The sequence below is a fragment of the Alteromonas sp. 07-89-2 genome, assembly GCF_013113925.1.
GTDB lineage: Bacteria > Pseudomonadota > Gammaproteobacteria > Enterobacterales > Alteromonadaceae > Alteromonas > Alteromonas macleodii.
On sequence record NZ_VTYM01000023.1, the window covers coordinates 62,332 to 82,746 of the forward strand.

Below are 20,415 nucleotides of genomic sequence, written 5' to 3' on the forward strand. Positions count from 1 at the left end.
ATCCGCATGGATAAGTGCCCACTCAGAAGGCGCTGGCAAGTTTCCTAGCAAAGCGTGGGAATGCAGGAATGGTTGTTCCCTTTCAAATTCCCAGAATGAAGCTAGGAAGCTTGCCAGACGGGTAATTATTTATGCGGACTGGTATTAATCGTTTACGGTTTGCTTCAAATGAAGAAGCATTGTGTACAGCTAACCCCTTGTCTTTAAGTCATAAAGCCCTATAACTTTACTACGTGTTAATTGCTAAAGTTACTTTGCTTATTTCTTTTTAATCGCTTTTGCCGTTTAAAAGTAATGGTATGAATAGCGATTATAAGTGAATTAAAAGGGCGCTAAATTTAAAAAGTGAGCCCGTGAAGTTATACTGTTGATGATTTATTAAACACACCTTGCGTCAAGTGCGTACAAGACCGTTTACTCCCATTGCGCAAGCTAACTTAGAGGAAGAGACAGTGTTACAAGACTATCGCAATCACGTTGAAGAACGTGCCGCTCAAAATATTCCACCTAAACCGCTTAACGCTGAACAGGTAGCTGGCCTGGTTGATTTATTAAAGAACCCGCCAGCAGGCGAAGGGGACTTTCTTTTAGAACTGCTGTCAGAACGTGTACCGCCTGGGGTTGATGAGGCAGCTTACGTTAAAGCTGGGTTTTTAAGTGCAATCGCAAAAGGTGAAGACAGTTGTGAGCTTATCTCTAAAGAGAAAGCCGTTGAACTGCTAGGAAATATGCACGGTGGCTACAACATTGCCACTTTAGTGGAGCTACTTGATGATAAAGCGCTTGCGCCGTTGGCAGCGAAAGAGCTGAAACATACCCTTTTAATGTTTGACGCTTATCACGATGTGGAAGAAAAGCACAAAGCGGGTAATGAGTACGCCACTGACATCATTAAATCTTGGGCGGAAGGTGAATGGTTTACATCGCGCAAGTTAATGGACGATAAAATCACTTATACCGTATTTAAGGTGACTGGTGAAACCAATACTGATGATTTGTCGCCAGCCCCGGACGCATGGTCTCGCCCAGATATTCCTCTGCACGCCCTCGCAGCTTACAAGATGCCCCGCGAAGGTTTAGAGCCAGAAGAGCCAGGTGTTAAAGGCCCAATGGCGCAGATAGAAGAAGTCAAAAGTAAGGGGTATCCCGTAGCGTTTGTCGGTGATGTAGTTGGAACCGGCTCGTCACGCAAGTCGGCAACTAACTCTGTATTGTGGTTCTTTGGTGAAGACTTACCGGGTGTGCCTAATAAACGAGGCGGTGGTGTGTGCATTGGTTCAAAAGTCGCGCCTATCTTCTTCAACACAATGGAAGACGCCGGTGCGTTGGTGTTTGAAGCTGATGTAGACAAAATGAACATGGGTGATGTGATAGACATCTACCCGTTTGAAGGAAAAATCACCAACCACGAAACCGGTGAACTTCTCGCTGAATACAGCTATAAGTCGAAGGTGATTCTGGATGAAGTGCGCGCAGGTGGACGTATCAACCTGATTATTGGCCGTGGCCTTACCGAGAAGGCGCGTGAGACACTAGGTTTAGGCCCAACGGATTTATTCCGTACGCCTGAACAGCCAAAAGACAGCGGCGCGGGTTTCTCGCTAGCGCAGAAAATGGTGGGTAAGGCGTGCGGTGTCGACGGTATTCGCCCAGGCACCTACTGCGAACCTAAAATGACAACCGTGGGCTCGCAAGATACCACAGGGCCAATGACCCGCGATGAGCTTAAAGACCTAGCCTGTCTTGGCTTTACTGCCGATTTAACCATGCAGTCATTCTGTCACACTGCCGCTTACCCAAAGCCGGTGGATATAGAAACGCAGCACACGCTGCCTGATTTTATAATGAACCGCGGCGGCGTATCGCTTCGTCCTGGTGACGGCATTATACACAGCTGGTTAAACCGCATGCTGCTGCCTGACACAGTAGGCACGGGTGGTGACTCGCATACTCGTTTCCCATTGGGTATTTCATTTCCTGCGGGTTCTGGCCTGGTCGCGTTCGCTGCGGCTACTGGCGTTATGCCGCTAGATATGCCCGAGTCGGTATTGGTGCGATTTAAGGGAGAAATGCAGCCGGGCATTACGCTACGCGACCTAGTACACGCCATTCCGCTATACGCCATCAAACAAGGGCTGTTAACGGTAGAGAAAAAAGGCAAGATCAACGCCTTCTCTGGCCGTATTTTAGAAATCGAAGGACTAGAGAACTTAACCGTAGAACAGGCGTTCGAGCTTTCTGACGCATCGGCGGAGCGTTCAGCAGCCGGTTGTACTATCAACTTATCTGAAGCGTCGATTGCTGAATACCTGCGTTCAAACATTACCATGCTTCGCTGGATGATTAACGAAGGTTATGGCGACCCTCGTACGCTAGAGCGTCGAGCGCAAAAAATGGAAGAATGGTTAGCTAACCCTGAGTTGATGCGTGCAGATGCAGATGCTGAGTACGCTGAGGTAATCGAAATTGACCTTAACGATATTAAAGAGCCAATTGTGTGCTGCCCTAATGATCCTGACGATGCGAAAACCTTATCTGACGTTGCAGGCGATAAGGTAGACGAGGTATTTATTGGTTCATGTATGACAAACATTGGTCACTTCCGCGCAGCGGGTAAGCTACTTGAGCAGTACAACAAAACACTGCCAACCCGTTTATGGATGTCACCACCGACTAAGATGGACAAAGCCCAGTTAATGGAAGAGGGCTATTACAATATTTATGGTCGCGTAGGCGTACGTACAGAAATGCCCGGATGCTCACTATGTATGGGTAACCAAGCAAGGGTGGATGCGGGAGCAACCGTACTTTCAACGTCTACTCGTAACTTCCCTAACCGCTTGGGCGATGGGGCGAATGTATATTTGACCTCAGCAGAGCTTGCTGCAGTGGGTGCCATTGTTGGGCGCATTCCAACTGCTGAAGAGTACATGGAATACGCTAGCAAAATTAATGCAATGTCGGGTGAAGTATTCCGCTACTTAAACTTCGACAAAATGCCTAGCTTTAAAAAGGCTGAGGAAGAAGCAAAAGCGCGCATTATTCCAACATTGAATGTTGCTTAAAATAGTGTATAAACTACAAAGCCGGTGACCGTTAAGGTGACCGGCTTTTTTTATGGCGAAAAGGAATGTCTAATGGGAAAATCTTTCTTTATTGTTGCTGCACTTGTATTAACCTTAGGGTGTGCAAAAGCGCAGGTAGACCCTGTATCGTCGCTGAATTCAGTGGACTTTGAATCCATTACACTTGAGATTGGCGGCAAGCACTATGAAGTTGAGTATGCCAAAACCTTTGAACAACGCGCACAGGGCCTTATGTTTCGCAAAGCCTTGTGTGAAGACTGTGGTATGTTTTTTAAGTTTTCTAGCCCAAAGTTTGCGGGCATGTGGATGAAAAATACCTTTGTTCCTCTAGACGTAGCATTTATCGACAGAAAAGGCGTAATAACGGATATAAAACCTCTCACTCCGCATAGTTTGGAGTCGGTCGGATCATCGAAAGAGGTACTTTACGCGTTGGAAATGAACCAAGGGTGGTTTGCCGAGAATAATATTAAAGTAGGCGACCAAATAACGATTGATTAACCGCGCAAAACGCGCGGTTGCTGCTAGCGAAATGCTAGTTTTATTCTGGAGTTAAATATAGTGACAAATGCCTTATCGATAGCTAAGTTCGGTGGAACTAGCGTTGCGAATTACGAAGTAATGCAAAACTGCGCCCGAATTGTTGCCGGTAATGACAAAACGCGCATTGTGGTAGTGAGCGCTGCGGCAGGTGTAACCAATCACCTAGTAAGCTTAGCGCACACACCTATGACGCAACAGCAAATTGAAGAGACCTGTAAGGCCATTATCAATATTGAGCTTGCCATTCTTAACAAGTTGAAAGATAAAGACGCGGTTGAGCCAAAACTCAACGACTTGTTAGATGAAATGCGAAGCTTAGCGTTTCATGAAGAAATCCTTCACCGTGATGATTTAAAAGATCAGCTGCTTTCAATGGGTGAGCGGATGTCATCGCTGATGTTCTCTTCAGTGCTTGCAGAGCAGGGCGTAAAAACCATGAACTTTGACGTACGTAAGGTGTTACGTACGGACAGTGAGTTTGGAGAAGGAGCGCCGCAAATCGAAGAAATCGAAAAGCTGTCTAAACAATTGCTGGCACCTGAAATTAAAGACGCGATAGTGGTTACTCAAGGCTTTGTTGGAGCCGATGAGGAAGGCCGTACTACAACGCTAGGTCGTGGTGGTTCTGATTTTACGGCGGCGCTACTTGCTGAAGCGCTTGATGCCGAATCGTGTGAGATATGGACTGACGTAACAGGGGTGTACACAACTGACCCGCGCATCACACCAGCTGCTCATCCGTTACCTGAACTCAGCTTTGAAGAAGCGGCGGAAATGGCCACCTTCGGAGCCAAAGTTCTTCACCCTGCCACTATGGAACCAGCGCTTCGAAAAGACATTAAAGTGTTTGTAGGGTCAAGCAAAGAGCCTGAAAAGGGCGGTACGTGGATTGTACGCGACTGCGAGCACGAACCACCGTATCGTGCTATTACTCGCCGTAAAGAGCAGGTAATGGTGACAGTGAAAACACCGAAGATGATGTATGCGCAAGGCTTCCTACAGCAGGTATTTGCCATCATCGCTAAGCACAAGCTAAGTGTTGATTTGGTTACCACGTCAGAAATCTCGGTATCTTTTACCCTTGATAACCCTGCAAACTCTGTGGCTCAGCGACTAAACAAAGAAACCATTGCTGAACTTGAAACTATCTGTGATGTGAAAGTAGAAAAAGGTTACGACCTTGTCACGGTTGTAGGTAACAACATGCAAACAGCTGTTGGTGTTTCTAGCAAGATTTTAGCTGCGGTTTCAGATTTCAACCTGCGTATGATTTGCTTTGGCGCCAACCCGCACAACCTATCGTTCCTGGTTAACGAGACCGACAGTGACGACGTGGTTCGCAAGCTTCACACGGCGTTATTTGAATAAGCACCTAATGTGCTGAATGACCCCAAAAAACGGTCGCCTTAAAGGCGGCCGTTTTTATTTCACATCAGTTTGTAGATGATTTCAAAATGTCGACCGGTACAATGATTTCGTGACGTTTATTCCACGGTAGGGTGAAAGGCGAGTCGTAGCCCATATAGCTAGGTTCACCATCAAGCTCAATATTATTGTCCCTAAGGGCTTTAAGCAGTTTATTCGTATACTGCTTCTTATCGCTGTCCTTGTTGAAACCTGAATAACGAATAGCGGCTACCGTTCTCGCTGGTACAGTAACCAGCGATACATCTTTGTGCGTAGGCACAGGAGCGCTTTTAATGTCATATTTGCTGGGCAAGAAAAACATCATTGTTTCTGAAGATGAGACTTCGACAGGAGAGGTCATTGCAATTTCTTGAGAGCGCTTTCCAACTTCTACGGGGGACGTCATTGACACATTGCTACTGGATGTATTCTCACCAGAGATATAATTAAAGAGTAGCTGAAATGCTCCATTATCTTCATTCCCACTAGACATTACGCCTAACGCTTCATTGTAATGCCTCACTTCAATATCTTCATCAAGGGTCTCGATAATGGAATAGGGAAGGGTTTCTGTATCTTTGTAATATGATGGCTCAGCCTGGATCATTGTTGACACCAATAAAGTAGTAATGAAAAGAGGCAAGCGAAAACGGGAAAATATCATTCTTTTTTAGTGGTTTGTTACGAATAGTCCTTATACGAATTAAAGCCGATTAATGCTCAGTTAAACGCTTCTAAAGTAACTATCTATGCATTCCTAAAGTGTGCCAGATTAATTGTTAGACACAAAAAAGGGGCTAAAAGCCCCTTCTTAAAACAGGTTTGTAAAAAGCGTTACACTTTAAACTGTCTGATAGACTGTTGTAACTCTTCAGCAAGTCGAGCCACTTCATGGCTAGACTCAGACGTTTGCTGTGCTCCAGCTGTCGTCTCTTCAGCGATACCCACAATAGTTTCAAGCTTTTCGCTGATCTCTTGTGATACCGTATTCTGTTCACGGGCAGACTGCTCAATTTGAGAGCTCACGTCATGGGCTTTGTGAACGGCGTCTGAGATGATATCCAACGCCTGTGTAGCCTTTTCAGTTTGTGCCACACACGCCGCAGTTTGCTCTTTACCTTGATTCATCACCGATACCGCTTTTTCAGCACCCGCTTGAAGCACTTCAATCATAGCGTTGATTTCTTGTGTCGATTCTTGAGTTCGGCTGGCAAGGGTTCTTACTTCATCAGCAACAACCGCAAAGCCTCGACCTTGTTCACCGGCACGCGCTGCCTCAATAGCAGCATTCAAGGCGAGCAGGTTGGTTTGATCTGCAACACCACGGATAACGTCTAAGATGCCACCAATGCTTGCGCTGTCTTGATGAAGCTTATTGATAACGTCTGCCGCTTCTTGAACGTCACGAGATAAGATCTCAATGGTGTTCTTATTCTCTAGTGAGATTTGGCGCACGTTCTCAGCCTCAGCATCCGCATGGCGAATTTGACTTAGTGTATCTTCAGCGTTTTGCACAACCAGTTGCGACGTAGAGTGCATTTCTGTGGTTGCTGTTGCTACTTGGCCAATTTGTGATTTCTGATCCTGAATTGAATGCGTCGTTTGCGCCGTCACTGCAGACGTTTGTTCTGAGGCGGCTGCCAGCTGTTCAGCACGAACGTTAATGGCTGTAATGAGCTCCTTCAGGTTTCCAATTAGCGTATTGCAGTTTCGGGCTAAAAGACCAAATTCGTCTTGCGCCGAATCGTCTAGACGGTGAGTAAGGTCACCCGATGAAGCCACCGTCAGAAGTTCATTTACACGATAAAGCGGACGTGTGATTGCGCGAACGGTCACGTAGCCAATAAATGCTGCTACTGCAATCGAGATAATAACAACCACAATAACGAACGTGTTGCCCGTCGCAATGGCGCCGTTAACCTGACTTTCTACATGTGACGCTTTCTTGTCTGCAAGATTGAGCAGGTTTTCTAGAGCGACAACCGCTTGCGCGATATTTGAGTCTGAAGCGTTAAGCGCTTTTTCAGCATCATTTCTGCGCTCTAGACGATCAACATGAAGCTGAACCACGCCATCGTTAGCTTTAATCGCATTGATTGCGTTGTTAACCAAGTCGTTAATATCATCAAGAGTACCAGAATCATCGCGGCCGCCCGCAGTTTGCATCATGTCGCTTAATTGCGTGACCACTTTCTCGACAACCAAATCAACTTCGTTGCCTAGCGTCTGCGAACGAACCAGTGTCTCTGTTTTAATGTACTCGTATGAAACCGTTAGCAAAGAAAGCAGCGACGTCTCAAGTTGGCCGCCGATTTCTGCCGCACGTCGTAGGTTAGGGTCGCGCTGAACTGCGTCTAAGTCTGAGAAGTCTAGGAGGTAGGTAGATGCATCGTCTGCGTTGTCTTCGGCGTCACCCAGTCTGTCTTGAATTGTGTTGCGTATATCAAGGTACATTTGGTGATTTTTGTACATCGCTTCAACATTAGTGATATATGCTTCATATGATTCACGTACAGTATTCAGCGTGCTCTTTAGTTCAGGCTCATTATTAACGGCCTGCGCCAGTTTCTTATATTCACTCTCAAAGGTATCTTTGGCAGAGTTAAAAGACGCTCGTTTGTCTTTTAAGCCGTTTAGATCTTCTTCGATGTAGCTCTCGAAGGTAAGTCGGCCCATATTGAGAAAGCTGGCTTTAAGTGCATTACTGCCTGCTACTGTGGGTAATGCAACGTCATTTACTTCTTCCGTTGCTGAGCCTATTGAGTTGAGGTTATAAAGTGAAACAACACTAATGACGATCAGAAGAGCGCTAATCGCTACAAATCCCCCGATTACGCGTGTGGCTACCGTTATTTTCATCGGAACTCCTGGATGAGTGTTTTTTATTTTTATCCCTAACGATATTACCCGTCTCAGCAAACAAAATATAGCGATTAAAGAAGCTAGTTTGCTCAATTACTGAGTAGATAATAAGACATTATCGTTACTATCGTAAGTAAGTGTATCGGCTACAATAACTTAATGTTTATTTTATTTAGCACTTAAGTGTAGAAAGTTTAACTGGTAATACCAGTTGATGCGTAAAATTATACGCGTAAACAAGTGCGAATTGGAAAATTGCGGAGCCAGTAAACTCTGGTTTTAGGCAGAAACGTTCACAAGCGAAGCGGAGTTCAGGTTTAGCAAAGTCATGCTTTGCCCCCAAACATAGCCTGTATCTAAGCCGATAAATTGATGACTGTTCGTTTGGCCCGACAGAGCTGCCCAATGCCCAAATACCACTCGTTTATCGTCACCGAGCTTTTTATTCTCTACTTCAAACCATGGTTTTAACGTGCTACTGGTGCTGTGGGATACTGCGCTGGGATGAGATTTGTTATCAAAATCGAGTGTGCCATCGGTATGAACAAAACGCATGCGCGTACACGCATTCACAATAAAACGTAGTCGCTCATCACCCTTAAGTCTATCTGACCAGTTGTTGGGTTTATTACCATACATTTCTGAAAGAAAAGCAGCGTAATTGGCGGATTTTAGGATGTTGCTAACTTCGTCACTAAGTGAAACGCACTCATCGATAGACCATTTAGGATAGAGCCCAGCATGCACCATTACTGATTGCTCATCTAACTTCATTGCCAACGGGAACTGACGCAACCAGTCAATAAGTTCGGTCAAGTCTGGAGCATTAAGTAGAGGCTCTAATTTGTCGGATTTTTTTGCTTTGCGGATGCCGTTTACAACGGCAAGTAAGTGAAGGTCGTGGTTTCCTAAAACACTGCTAAACTGGCTGCCGAGAGACTTTAAAAAGCGCAATGTGCTCAAAGAATCTTCTCCTCGAGCAACTAAATCACCTACTGCGAGTAGCGTATCGTTTTCTTCGTCGAATTTTACTTTATCTAACGCGCGACGAAGACCATCGTAACAGCCTTGTATATCACCAATGACGTACGTGTTACCTTGCGACATAGAAACCTTAATGAAGAATACTTGGAATGGCTAATCGGAAAACGTCGATAGGAACGCGAAAACGCTCGCCGCTCTCTAATTCCATTACGTAGTAGCCTTCCATATTCCCAACCGGTGTGTCAATGACAGCGCCACTGGTATAGTCAAAATGCTCGCCCGCTTTCATGATAGGTTGCTTGCCTACAACCCCATCACCTTCAACTTCTGATGTTTTGCCATTTGCATCGGTAATTTTCCAGTAGCGACTGAGTAATTGCACCGTATGGACGCTATTGTTCTCAATCGTAATGTGGTACGCGAAGGCAAATTGCTTTGAATCTGACGGAAGGTGGTCGGGAAGGTGACGGGTTTTCACCCGCACCTTAATATCAAGTACATCCATAGAGAACTTACTGCTCTTGTTGGTGCTCTTTTGCCGACACAGCGTTTGCTATTGTGGCAAAATCGTTAAGTGATAATACTTCTGCGCGAGAGGTAGGATCGATACCTAGCTCACGGATCTCCTCTTCACTTAAACTGTCTTTCAGCGAGTTGCGAATGGTTTTTCGGCGCTGGTTGAACGCTTGTGCACAGACGCGCTCAAGCGTATTTACAGACTCAACGTCTACTGGCGGAGCCTGATGCGGCACTAGCTTCACTACTGCAGAATCAACCTTCGGGGGTGGCTTAAAGGCACCCGGCGGAACATTGAGTACCGGAATGACATGGCAGTAATACTGCGCCATAACGGAAAGCCTGCCGTAATTCTTAGAACCTGGTCCTGCTGCTAAGCGGTTTACCACTTCTTTTTGAAGCATAAAGTGCATATCTTCTATGCAGTGAGCATGATCAAAAAGGTGAAACATTAGTGGTGTCGAAATGTTGTAGGGCAAATTACCAAATACGCGAAGCTTTTTGTCTTTGACTGGCATTTCTTTAGAAAGGGCGCCAAAGTCCATGGTCATCGCATCTTGTTCAATAACCGTTAGCTTATTGCCGTTAAATGGATGGTGTCTCAATCGCTTAGCAAGATCTCTGTCTAGCTCAATGACTGTGAGTGCATCTACTTCTTCACAAACAGGATCTGTTAATGCGCCTAAACCGGGTCCAATTTCTACCAGGTTTTGTTCATTTTTTGGCGCGATGGCCGCAACAATCTTACCTATCACGTAATCATCGTGAAGGAAGTTTTGTCCGAATCGCTTTCTGGCCGTATGGCCTAAGTGTGTTTTACTCATTGTTGATGATGTGCAAGCTCGATGGCTTTTTCCAATGCTTTCCTGAAACTACCGGCGTCGGCTTCACCTGTTCCTGCTAAGTCTAATGCAGTACCGTGATCTACCGATGTGCGAACGAAAGGTAACCCTAGCGTGATATTCACTGACGCCCCAAAACCCTTATATTTTAGCACGGGTAAGCCTTGGTCGTGATACATAGCCAGCACTACGTCAGCATTTTCCAGATATTTCGGTTGAAATATGGTGTCTGCAGGTAGAGGGCCTGTGATCTTCAAGCCTTCTTCTCTTAGTTCGTTAAGCGCCGGAATGATGGTATGAATTTCTTCAGTGCCAATATGACCATCTTCACCTGCGTGAGGGTTCAAGCCACACACATAAATGTGAGGTTCTTTAACGCCAAACTTCAATTTAAGGTCGGTGTTGATGATATGAATGACCTTATGCAGACGCTCTCGGGTGATAGCTTTCGCTACATACTCAAGGGGAATATGCGTAGTGGCAAGCGCTACATTAAGGCCTTCAGTTGCCAGAAGCATAACCACATCAATGGTATTGGACTGATACGCAAAAAACTCAGTATGACCGCTGAATGATACCCCTGCTTTGTTGATAATGCCTTTGTGTACGGGGCCGGTGACGACGGCGTCGAAGTCGCCATCCATATTTGCCTGACACGCCTGGCGCAGAGTTTCTACTACGTATAACCCGTTTTCGCTATCAAGCTCACCTGGCGTAACGTCAACGGATTTATCTATTTGCTTTATAAACAACGAACCCGCATCTTGAATTTGCGGGTTAGTGGCATCGTAATCGATTAGCGTTAATGGCAGCCCCAAGGCGCTTGCTCGTGCTTTGAGCATTTCGCCATCGGCAAACACGACAAGCTGAGCTTGCCATGTTTCCTGGGCCAGTTTTATGATCAAATCTGGCCCGATACCTGCCGGTTCTCCCGGCGTTATTGCTATTTTAATTGGTGTACTCATGAATAACTTATTGTTACGAGTCGACAACTTCTACGTAAGCGGCATCACGCATCTCACGTAACCAGTTCTCGGTTTCCTCTGAAAATTTACGGTTGAAGATAAGCTGGTAAGCTTTATCTTCTTTGCGCTTATCGGTAGCGTCATCAATACGACGTTCAATAAGCTGAATTAAATGCCAGCCGTGAACAGTACGCACAGGATCACTAAATTCTCCCGGCTGAAGCTGTGCAAGTGCGTCTTTAAACTCAGGCACGTAGTTATTTGGACCCGACCAGCCTAGCTCGCCACCGCGAAGGGCTGAACCAGGATCTTCTGAATACTCTTTAGCTAGCTCTGCGAAATCAGCTTCACCATTTTTCACCTCTTCTTTGAAGCGGTTTAGCATGGCCTTAGCTTTGTCTTCACTAAGAATGATTGACGGCTTAACAAGAATGTGGCGAGAGTTTACTTCTTCCACCGTGACTTTCTCAATACCGCGCGTATCTAATACTTTTAGGATATGAAAGCCTGCACCGCTTCGAATAGGTCCAACAAGAGCATCTTTGTCTTTGTTTTGAATAGCTTCAGCAAAAAGCGTCGGCATGGCGTTAATGTTAAGCCAGCCCATGTCACCGCCTTCGAGCGCTTCGTTACCTGATGATGACGCAATGGCGATTTTAGCAAAATCAGAGCCTGACTCTAATAGTGAAATGACTTTGTCTGCACGTTCACGCGCCGATTGAATATCTTCATCTGTAGGCTCTGGCGGGAAACCAATAAGAATGTGACCTAAGCGGTATTCAGCTTGCTCAGCACCTTGCTGTTCCATCAGGTCAATCAAGGTGTCGATTTCTTGAGGTGTAATATAGACACGGCGACGTACGTTGGCGCGGCGAACTTCACCCATGATAACTTCTTCGCGAATGTCTTCGCGGTAATCATCGTATGCAATACCTTCTGCTGCCAACTGAGTACGTAGCTCTTCAATTGTTGCATTTTGATTTGCTGCAATATTACTAATGGTTTGCTCTAGCTGTGGGTCGCTGATACGAATACCCATACGCTCTGCCATTTGTAGTTGAAGACTTTTTGAGATTAAGCGCTCAATAGCCTGTGTACGAAGCGCACGATCTGACGGTAGTTGTTGATTATTCGCTTTTGCGTTGCGTTTAACGTCTTGTATTAGCGCATCGATTTCACTTTCAAGTATTACGCCTTGGTCAACAATTACAGCCACGCGGTCAAGCATGACCTCTTGCGCAATACTGTTAAACGAGAGTAGGGCACCTAACATCAATGCACGGATAATGAACTTCATACACACTCTTTTATTATTGGTTGATTGCATTTAAGCGCTTTAAGCGCTCAACTGCGGGTTAATTTAAACTATAAGGCTGACGATAGCCAAACATACCGTCTTGAAGCATGCTTCTTTGGGTACCAGATGACCCGATGCCTTTGAAAATAAATTGTAGCGATATTCCAGAATCAAAATCGTCTGTTGTCTGTTCGCCGCTAGCATTGTAACGGTTGTTCAGACTGCGCTGCGCAACTAATCGCACCGCCCAACAGCATGATTCATACTGGATACCTGCATAGGTTTCTACACTTCTATTGCGTTCAAGATCTCGGTAAGTACGGCCAACCCACTGCCAATTTTCAGAAATAGGCCAGCTTGCCGAAATACCAATTTGATCTATGGTTTCACCACTGAGATCGCGAACATAGCGATGACTTAATTGAATAAAGCGCGAATCATCTTTGCGGTATTCAATACCCACACTGCTTAAGTCAACTTTGTCTGTGTCAGTGGTCACTTGCACATCAGAATGGAAGAACCAGTTTTTATTAAAGCGCCAATCCACTTCAGCGGCGAGCGCTGAACGATCTTGATTCTTGGTTGCCGCAATGACTTTGTTATCTTCAAGGTAGAATATCTGACCCACACTAAGAACAAATTGTTCCCGATTGTTTTTATCCAACATGCGTGTGGTCGCGCCAAGGGTGATTTGGTTGTTATCGCTTATTCTATCAAGGCCAGTAAATTCCTGACCTCTAAACAATCCTTCAACGTCGGTTAACAGCGGCGTTGAGTCATAGAATCCAATCGCAGTTTGGTCTTCATACGATGTATAAAGATATTGAATCTTTGGCTCTAAAGTCATCGACATATCGTCGCTGAACCACGATGTATCTCTTTCAAAGTATAATGCGCCATAAAGGCGAGCTTGTCCTAATGTGCGTTCAACATCTTCTTTTAAGTCAGTTCCTTCAACATTGTCTTGTTGATAAACCGTTTGAAAAAGCGTGGTTTCTGCGACAAGTTCACCCCATGCTGCGCGAAGCGGCACCGCTAAAGTAGGTGCAACGTGAAAACGAGTAGCCGTTGGAGCGGTATCGAGAGTATTGTCAAAGTGTGCGACTTCTGAGTCTAGGTTGAACTCTAAATATTCACCTAACGCTTTGTTGTAGTTGATTTTGATTTCAGGTACGGCGCGATAGCTATCTGCAGTATTACCCAGTACTTCAAAATCTTTTATCTGCATATTTACGGATAGATTTTGCGAGTAGTAACTTAATCCAACGCTACGATATAGGTGGGTATCAGCGCGACTATAATAATCTGAACCAAGGTCAACTAAATAGTTGTCGTCACTTAATCCGTTGAAATCAACGTTTAGTAGCCAGTTGTCAGCTATAAGCCCTTGATGCTCCAAGCGATAAAAATATCGGTCAGGGTTCCCACTAATATCTGAGTCGCTCGGCAAGTACTCCACGTACGCTTTGCCTTGGCTACGCTCCGTTAGATAGCGGAACTCAGTATTCAGTTGAAGACCGCGAAGGGTCATCAATCGCGGTGAGATGGTCATGTCATAGTTGGGGGCAATATTCCAGTAAAAGGGCTGCGTATAGTCGACGCCCGTTCTGCTCGAACTGGTTAACTCTGGAAACAATAAGCCCGTTTGGCGCTCGTTGCTAACAGGGAACGCAAAATACGGCAAATAAAACACTGGAACATCGGCAATGTAGAAGCGTGTGTGTTTGGCTTGGCCCCATACGGTCCCTTTTTCCAAACTAATTTCACTGGCGCGTATTAGCCAGTCTTCATCGCCTTCAGGACACGTAGTGAAGCTAACTTCTTTGAGCACAATTCCCGTGTCTGTATCCAATACAATATCTTTTGCGGCTCCCTGACCCACAAAACCCGTCAGCTGATAGCGGGTATTTTGCATTTCTAAGCGCTCTTCTTCAGAGCGAAGGGTCACAGCATCACTTTCTACTTTTAACTGCGAGTCTTGATACGTTACGTCGCCTTTCGCAATAAGGTCTCTGCCACTTCCGTTAATTTGTGCTTGAGATGCACTAATTACCGCAGTATCTGACGTGATATCAACATTACCAGAAAACAGCGCTACGGTATCTTGGATAATTTCAGTACGGTTAGCTTCAACTTTAACGTGGCCTTTGGGCATTAATGCCTGGCTACTGAAAGTAACAGGTTCGACTGAGCAGAATGCAAGAGGGGCTGCATCTGACGTTGGTTTAGAATTTGAAGCTGTCGTTTCCTGTGCAAACGCGACTGTAGGCAAAAGAGTCGCGGAAACAAGCATGGCGCAGGTGTTTTTCATGCGTTAATGGGCGGCCTGTTTTGTTGTATGTTGCTTTTAAACCCAAGTAAGACGACGTCCGTCTCGGTTAGTTCGACATAACGTTTAAAAAAACAGTGATAATGCACATTACTTCTTGGCAAAGAGTTAATGTAGCTTTCACTCGCTATTACTATTCATATAAGCGCTCAATTCTAAGCACTTCTGTCGTAATTACCAACCATTCAGACAAAAAAATGCACTTTTATATGCACAACACATCAAAGACGGAGGCAATTAGTGGCAGTAAGCTTGATTTCAAGCTGCACAAGCCCTAGTTAATTAACTTATGTATTTGATATGATGATTGGTATAACGCGCTCTGCACGGCGTGATTTCACTACAGTAACATCAACTTTCTAAACAGTGCACCAACGGAGTATGACGCGATGTCAATTTGGGGAAAAATCCTCGGCGCCTTGTTCGGCTTTATGTTTCTTAAAATACCTGGGGCGATCTTAGGGCTGTTAGTCGGGCACTTTTTTGATAAAGCCTATCGCCAAGACTTCAATCAGCTAGGCGGCTTTGGGCGCTTTTTTACCGATCAGGACAATCTGAAGCAGCAAGCTATTTTCTTTCATAGTTTGTTTAGTGCGTTAGGCCATCTTGCTAAGTCTGACGGCAAAGTAACGGACAGAGAAATTCAAATCGCCACAGCATTAATGGACGAGATGCGTTTAACTGGGGATGCCCGTCGTGAAGCTCAGGATGCATTTAGAGAAGGCAAAGCGCGAGACTTTCCTTTAGTCGATACGTTGAAAGGTTTTTACGACGCCAGCCACGGTAGACGGGATATTCTTCAAGTATTCTTAGAGATTCTTATTCAAGCCGCTTTCGCCGACGGTCAGCTTTCACAGGAAGAATACAACGTACTTGAAAAAGTAGCGAAGCCACTAGGCTTTAGGCGTCGTGATTTAGATTATCTAATTTCAATGTATGAAGCTGAAATACGCTTTAGGCAGCGGTCTAACTCTGGCTCAGGACAACGCACTCATTCAGGTCAACGTCAGCACAGCCAATCAGCCTATTCAGAACAGCAAAGTTTAGATGATGCCTATCACATATTAGGTGTGGCGGCATCCGACGATGAAAAGACAATAAAGCGTGCCTACAGGAAGCGCATGTCTGAGCATCACCCAGATAAGCTGGTGTCTAAAGGGCTACCTGAACAGGCAATGGAAATTGCGAAAAAGAAAGCGCAAGATATTCAATCAGCCTACGAGCTGATTAAGCAAAAGCGTGGCTTTTAGATGGCAAAAACTCAACGTGAGTTAACTTATGTGCCTGCAGCGAGTCAGGCGCATATCGATGGTTTTATCGAGATGCTTTGGCTTGAGAAAGGACTGTCCGATCATACTCAGCAGAGCTATCGCACCGACCTTACTAAGCTTGCTATCTTCAGCAACAATCAAGGCGTAAAAGATATCGCTGTGCTGACCACTGAGCAGCTTCAGGACTATTTAGCCTATCGTCACGACAAGGGGCTGTCCACACGCAGCACCCAACGTGCGCTTAGCGCTATCCGGGCGTTTTTCGTATTCCTAATTAGTAAGCAGGTTCGCGTTGATAGCCCAGTTTCCGCGCTGTCTAATCCGAAAACACCCAAAGCTTTGCCTTCTTCACTCAGTGAGCAACAAGTTGAAGATTTGCTAAATGCCCCCCTTACCGACGACCCTATTGAATGTCGGGACAAGAGCATGCTTGAAGTGCTTTACGCAACCGGCCTTCGTGTAAGTGAACTTATTGGGTTAACAATGGATCAAATAAGCCTTCAGCAAGGCGTAGTTAGGGTTGTGGGTAAAGGGAATAAAGAGCGCTTAGTGCCCCTTGGTGAAGATGCAATAGAATGGCTGCTGACCTATATTAAAACAGCAAGACCGATACTCGCCAGTAAAGCTTCTGATGTGGTATTTCTGAGCAAGCGTGGACAGAAAATGACGCGCCAAACATTTTGGCATCGCATTAAATACTATGCGGTGAAAGCGGGAATTGAGCAGCACCTTTCTCCCCACACGTTGCGTCATGCCTTTGCGACACACCTTTTGAATCACGGTGCTGATTTACGTGTGGTACAAATGCTATTGGGGCACAGCGATTTGTCAACGACTCAAATATACACCCATGTTGCGACAGAGCGACTTCAAACTTTAATCCACAGTCATCACCCACGTGGCTAAATTGGCTAAATATACAAATAAAGAATGCTATAAATTGGGGGCTGTATACGACGAGGCTCAGTGACGACGTATATAAAATAAAAAGGTCTATGGTAGGATACGAGCCATGCAAAGCGTTTAGAAAATACATTTTCCGTTAGTGCTTTAACGCGGCTGAGTTTAAATGTTGACGTTAAATGTACTGAGGTTAAAAGAAAATTAGCGTTTAACGTGCAATTTTTTGCTAAGTTTAACGGTCTGAACGTTATGAATGTAAAAGTTTTTAGCAATTGCTTTAAATGGAAAGATACCGATTCAAGCAGTTGCATGTTAAGCCAGTAAGTACAAGCGAACTTAAATGGCAAAATGGAGAGTATTTAGTGAAAGCAGTAAAGAAAGTATTGTTAGCCAGTGTAGTTGCGGCAGGTTCTCTATTAGGGCTTAGTGCGCAAGCGGCTGATGAAGCGGCTATCCGTGATAAATTAACCTCAATGCTAGGGTTAGATGTAGAAACTATTGCTGACTCTCCAGTATCAGGGCTGGTTCAGGTATCAACAAACCGCGGTTTATTTTACGTAAGTGAAAACGGGCAGTATCTGCTTCAGGCTCGTGTTTTTAACATTGATGAAGAGATGCGTAACGAAACAGAGCTGGCACTTTCTGGGCTGCGCAAAGAAGGCGTAAAAGAGATGGAATCATCGTCTATTACGTTTAAGGCCAAAAACGAAAAGCATGAAATAAGCGTATTTACTGATATTACGTGTGGTTACTGCCGTAAATTTCACAAAGAGATTGATGAACTAAACGATGCGGGCATCACCGTACACTACCTTGCGTTTCCACGTTCTGGGTTAAACAGTGAAAACTACAACGATATGGTGTCGGTGTGGTGTGCGAAAGACCCGCAAAAAGCGTTAACTAAAGCTAAAGCGGGTAACGACGTAGCTAGCGCAAGCTGTAAAAATAAAGTGGCAGAGCAGTACATGTTAGGTCAAAAATTAGGCGTGAATGGCACGCCAAATATCGTACTGCCAGACGGTTCATTGATTCCTGGTTATCAGCCAGCTGCGTTGCTTGCTAAAGCATTGGAGGAAGCTGAATAGCCATTCAGTCCTTAACCTTATATATGATAAAAACGCACGCTTTGTGCGTTTTTTTGTTTTCTGCGGTATGATTCGTCCTCATATTTTCTAGCGTTTTTTCGTACAGTTTTGCTTTGCAGTTCACTCGGGCGTTTACTTGGAATCTGCACTAATTATCAAGTGTCCCGACTCCAGTCTTTTTATTTAAAGCCTATTTGAACTGGCATCGACAACTGCATTTACAGTATTGGTTAGTGGTATTTCATGATTTTGCCTATTGTTCGCCGTGAGGTTACCGGCGCCTCGCTTAGTTCCGACTTACATCCTGTTATCGATAGAATTTATCGCGGTCGTAATATTGCGAATTTAGATGACTTGGAGAATGGTCTAAAAGGGCTAACACACTTCAATGTTTTGAAGGGCATGCCGCAGGCCGCGCAAATTCTCGCCAATGCTGTTGTGCAAAATAAACGTATTATTATTGTGGGCGATTTTGATGCCGACGGAGCAACCAGTACATCGGTATGTATATTGGCGCTTCGAGCCATGGGCTATCACAACGTTGATTTTCTTGTACCTAACCGCTTTGACTTTGGTTACGGACTTAGCGTGCCTATTGTGGATGAAGCTGCCAAACAGGGCGCAGAGGTTATTGTCACAGTGGACAATGGCATTTCCTGTATTGACGGTGTGACCCATGCAAAGTCGTTGGGAATGCAGGTTGTTGTTACCGATCACCATTTGCCAGGCGATGTTCTACCTCCTGCTGATGCGATAGTAAATCCTAACCAACCTGGCTGTGAATTCCCGTCTAAAAATTTGGCTGGCGTTGGCGTTGCCTTTTACATCATGCTAGCACTTAAAGCCGAGTTACAGCAGCAAGGGCATTTTGAAAGAGCGGGGTTAGCGCCACCAAACCTAGCGTCGCTACTTGATATTGTTGCGGTTGGCACCGTGGCCGATGTAGTAGTGCTGGATAAAAACAACCGAATTTTAGTTCATCAAGGCCTTCAGCGGATTCGGGCGGGTAAGTGTCGACCTGGCATTAAAGCATTGGTCGAAGTAGCGAATCGCGATTGCGCTCACTTAACCTCAACTGACTTAGGCTTTGTGGTTGGGCCAAGGCTTAATGCCGCGGGTCGATTAGACGACATGTCGCAAGGCATTGCGTGCTTATTAGAAGATGAAACCATTCAAGCGCGAATGATCGCTGCGGAACTCGATGCGCTTAATAAAGAACGCCGTGAAATTGAGACCGGCATGAAAGCACAAGCGGAAACCGTACTAGAGCAAATGGCGCTGGATGAAGGCGATATGCCAAGCGCACTGGTGGTTTATCGCGAAGACTTTCACCAAGGGGTTATTGGTATTGTGGCAGGGCGTTTGAAAGAGAAATATCTTAAGCCTGTTATCGCTTTTGCCCATCAAGACGACGAGATTATTAAAGGTTCGGCACGCTCAATTCCTGGCGTGCACATTCGCGATGTACTTGATGAAGTTAATACGCGCTACCCTGGCGTTATCGAAAAATTTGGCGGGCATGCCATGGCTGCTGGATTAAGCTTGCCCGTAGCTAAGCTTCAAGACTTCGAGCAGGCTTTTGTTGATATTGCGCGAGCGCACATGGCAAAGCTTGATGGAAATCATGCTTTACTTTCCGACGGTGACTTGTCATCGAAAGAGCTGTGTTTACCCTTTGCGCATTTACTGCGTCAAGCAGGTCCGTTTGGACAGGGCTTTGAATCACCGCTATTCGATGGTGAATTTGCACTACTTGACCAGCGCTTAGTTGGCCAAAAGCACTTAAAAATGGTGTTGAAAAGTGACGGTGCTAACGAGGTCGATGCTATTGCGTTCAACGTTGATTTAAAATCATGGCCGAATGCCATGGTCAAACGCGTGCATATTGCCTATCGACTTGATATCAACGTATTTCGCGGTCAGGAAACCGTGCAACTTATTGTCGAGCAAATAGAAGCGCGTTAGCAGAAGTAAGCTCACACGCAGAAAAAAGCCAATAACCCTAACAGACGATAAGCGCAAAGTAGGAAAGAAGAGGCAAAGGTGAAAAGCGAAAGACAAAAGCTGGTGGAAAAGCATAGTCAGCTGAATCAAACCGACAATGCTAAAGTGATTTCCCACGTTCAGCGGGAAGAGAAAGACAGCGACTGGGTACGCCACACCATTATGCTAGAAGGTATTGATGTCCCTTTTATCTATCGGCGTAAACAGCAATACCAAAGCTTAAAAGGCGCGCGAGTGAACGTAACCTACTATCGCCACGTTGAAGAGGTGGCTGGCATTGAGTTTGAAACCATGAAAGTGGTACGAATTAAGCGCAGCTGA

Annotated in this window: 16 protein-coding genes; 8 read left to right on the forward strand and 8 right to left on the reverse strand. The window is 45.3% G+C overall.

All coding sequences use genetic code 11. The features are described 5' to 3' along the window. Window positions 1-452: 452 nt before the first annotated feature. The 3 genes from acnB to lysC all read left to right on the forward strand — a co-directional run bounded on the left by acnB (window position 453) and on the right by lysC (window position 4,997). Window positions 453-3,065 carry a bifunctional aconitate hydratase 2/2-methylisocitrate dehydratase gene (acnB, locus tag F0261_RS14670; RefSeq protein ID WP_171338336.1) on the forward strand — a complete coding sequence of 871 codons (2,613 nt, stop codon included), beginning with the start codon at window positions 453-455 and terminating at the stop codon, window positions 3,063-3,065. Between the two features lie 72 nt (window positions 3,066-3,137). Next, window positions 3,138-3,587 (forward strand): DUF192 domain-containing protein, encoded by a 450-nt coding sequence (locus F0261_RS14675; protein WP_014948302.1) that lies wholly within the window; start codon window positions 3,138-3,140, stop codon window positions 3,585-3,587. A 60-nt stretch (window positions 3,588-3,647) separates the two neighbouring features. After that, a complete protein-coding gene (lysC, locus tag F0261_RS14680) occupies window positions 3,648-4,997 on the forward strand; it encodes a lysine-sensitive aspartokinase 3 (RefSeq protein ID WP_171338337.1) in 1,350 nt (449 codons plus the stop codon). Between the two features lie 64 nt (window positions 4,998-5,061). Here lysC and F0261_RS14685 read toward each other — a convergent pair whose 3' ends face one another. The 8 genes from F0261_RS14685 to lptD form a co-directional block, all read right to left on the reverse strand. Further along, window positions 5,062-5,643 (reverse strand): heme-binding protein, encoded by a 582-nt coding sequence (locus F0261_RS14685; protein ID WP_014975692.1) that lies wholly within the window; start codon window positions 5,641-5,643, stop codon window positions 5,062-5,064. 227 nt (window positions 5,644-5,870) lie between these two features. Then, window positions 5,871-7,895, reverse strand: a complete 2,025-nt coding sequence (locus F0261_RS14690; protein ID WP_014978352.1) for a methyl-accepting chemotaxis protein — start codon at window positions 7,893-7,895, stop codon at window positions 5,871-5,873. Window positions 7,896-8,177: 282 nt separating this feature from the next. Next, on the reverse strand, window positions 8,178-9,005 hold the full coding sequence (locus tag F0261_RS14695; RefSeq protein ID WP_171338338.1) for a symmetrical bis(5'-nucleosyl)-tetraphosphatase: 828 nt from the start codon (window positions 9,003-9,005) through the stop codon (window positions 8,178-8,180). Between the two features lie 7 nt (window positions 9,006-9,012). Next, window positions 9,013-9,387, reverse strand: a complete 375-nt coding sequence (apaG, locus tag F0261_RS14700) for a Co2+/Mg2+ efflux protein ApaG (RefSeq protein ID WP_014978354.1) — start codon at window positions 9,385-9,387, stop codon at window positions 9,013-9,015. A gap of 7 nt (window positions 9,388-9,394) precedes the next feature. Beyond that, window positions 9,395-10,222 (reverse strand): 16S rRNA (adenine(1518)-N(6)/adenine(1519)-N(6))-dimethyltransferase RsmA, encoded by an 828-nt coding sequence (gene rsmA, locus F0261_RS14705; RefSeq protein WP_014948308.1) that lies wholly within the window; start codon window positions 10,220-10,222, stop codon window positions 9,395-9,397. Continuing rightward, entirely contained in the window at window positions 10,219-11,205 is a 987-nt protein-coding gene (pdxA, locus tag F0261_RS14710; protein WP_014948309.1) for a 4-hydroxythreonine-4-phosphate dehydrogenase PdxA, read from the reverse strand. Before pdxA ends, rsmA begins: the two co-directional genes overlap by 4 nt. A 13-nt stretch (window positions 11,206-11,218) precedes the next feature. Next, on the reverse strand, window positions 11,219-12,532 hold the full coding sequence (gene surA, locus F0261_RS14715; RefSeq protein ID WP_301338821.1) for a peptidylprolyl isomerase SurA: 1,314 nt from the start codon (window positions 12,530-12,532) through the stop codon (window positions 11,219-11,221). A gap of 28 nt (window positions 12,533-12,560) precedes the next feature. After that, entirely contained in the window at window positions 12,561-14,813 is a 2,253-nt protein-coding gene (lptD, locus tag F0261_RS14720; protein ID WP_014978356.1) for an LPS assembly protein LptD, read from the reverse strand. 407 nt (window positions 14,814-15,220) lie between these two features. On the opposite strand from lptD, the gene djlA reads away from it, so the two are divergent. The 5 genes from djlA (at window position 15,221) to F0261_RS14745 (ending at window position 20,415) form a co-directional block, all read left to right on the forward strand. Next, the gene (gene djlA, locus F0261_RS14725) at window positions 15,221-16,081 is read left to right on the forward strand and encodes a co-chaperone DjlA (RefSeq protein WP_014948312.1); all 861 of its coding nucleotides are present in this window, start codon (window positions 15,221-15,223) and stop codon (window positions 16,079-16,081) included. Next, window positions 16,082-17,008 (forward strand): site-specific tyrosine recombinase XerD, encoded by a 927-nt coding sequence (gene xerD, locus F0261_RS14730; protein WP_014975697.1) that lies wholly within the window; start codon window positions 16,082-16,084, stop codon window positions 17,006-17,008. 359 nt (window positions 17,009-17,367) lie between these two features. Next, window positions 17,368-18,090 (forward strand): bifunctional protein-disulfide isomerase/oxidoreductase DsbC, encoded by a 723-nt coding sequence (dsbC, locus tag F0261_RS14735; protein WP_171338363.1) that lies wholly within the window; start codon window positions 17,368-17,370, stop codon window positions 18,088-18,090. A 243-nt stretch (window positions 18,091-18,333) separates the two neighbouring features. After that, window positions 18,334-20,055, forward strand: coding sequence for a single-stranded-DNA-specific exonuclease RecJ (gene recJ, locus F0261_RS14740; protein WP_171338340.1), 1,722 nt, complete (start codon window positions 18,334-18,336; stop codon window positions 20,053-20,055). A 78-nt stretch (window positions 20,056-20,133) separates the two neighbouring features. Next, window positions 20,134-20,415, forward strand: a complete 282-nt coding sequence (locus F0261_RS14745) for a hypothetical protein (RefSeq protein ID WP_014997360.1) — start codon at window positions 20,134-20,136, stop codon at window positions 20,413-20,415.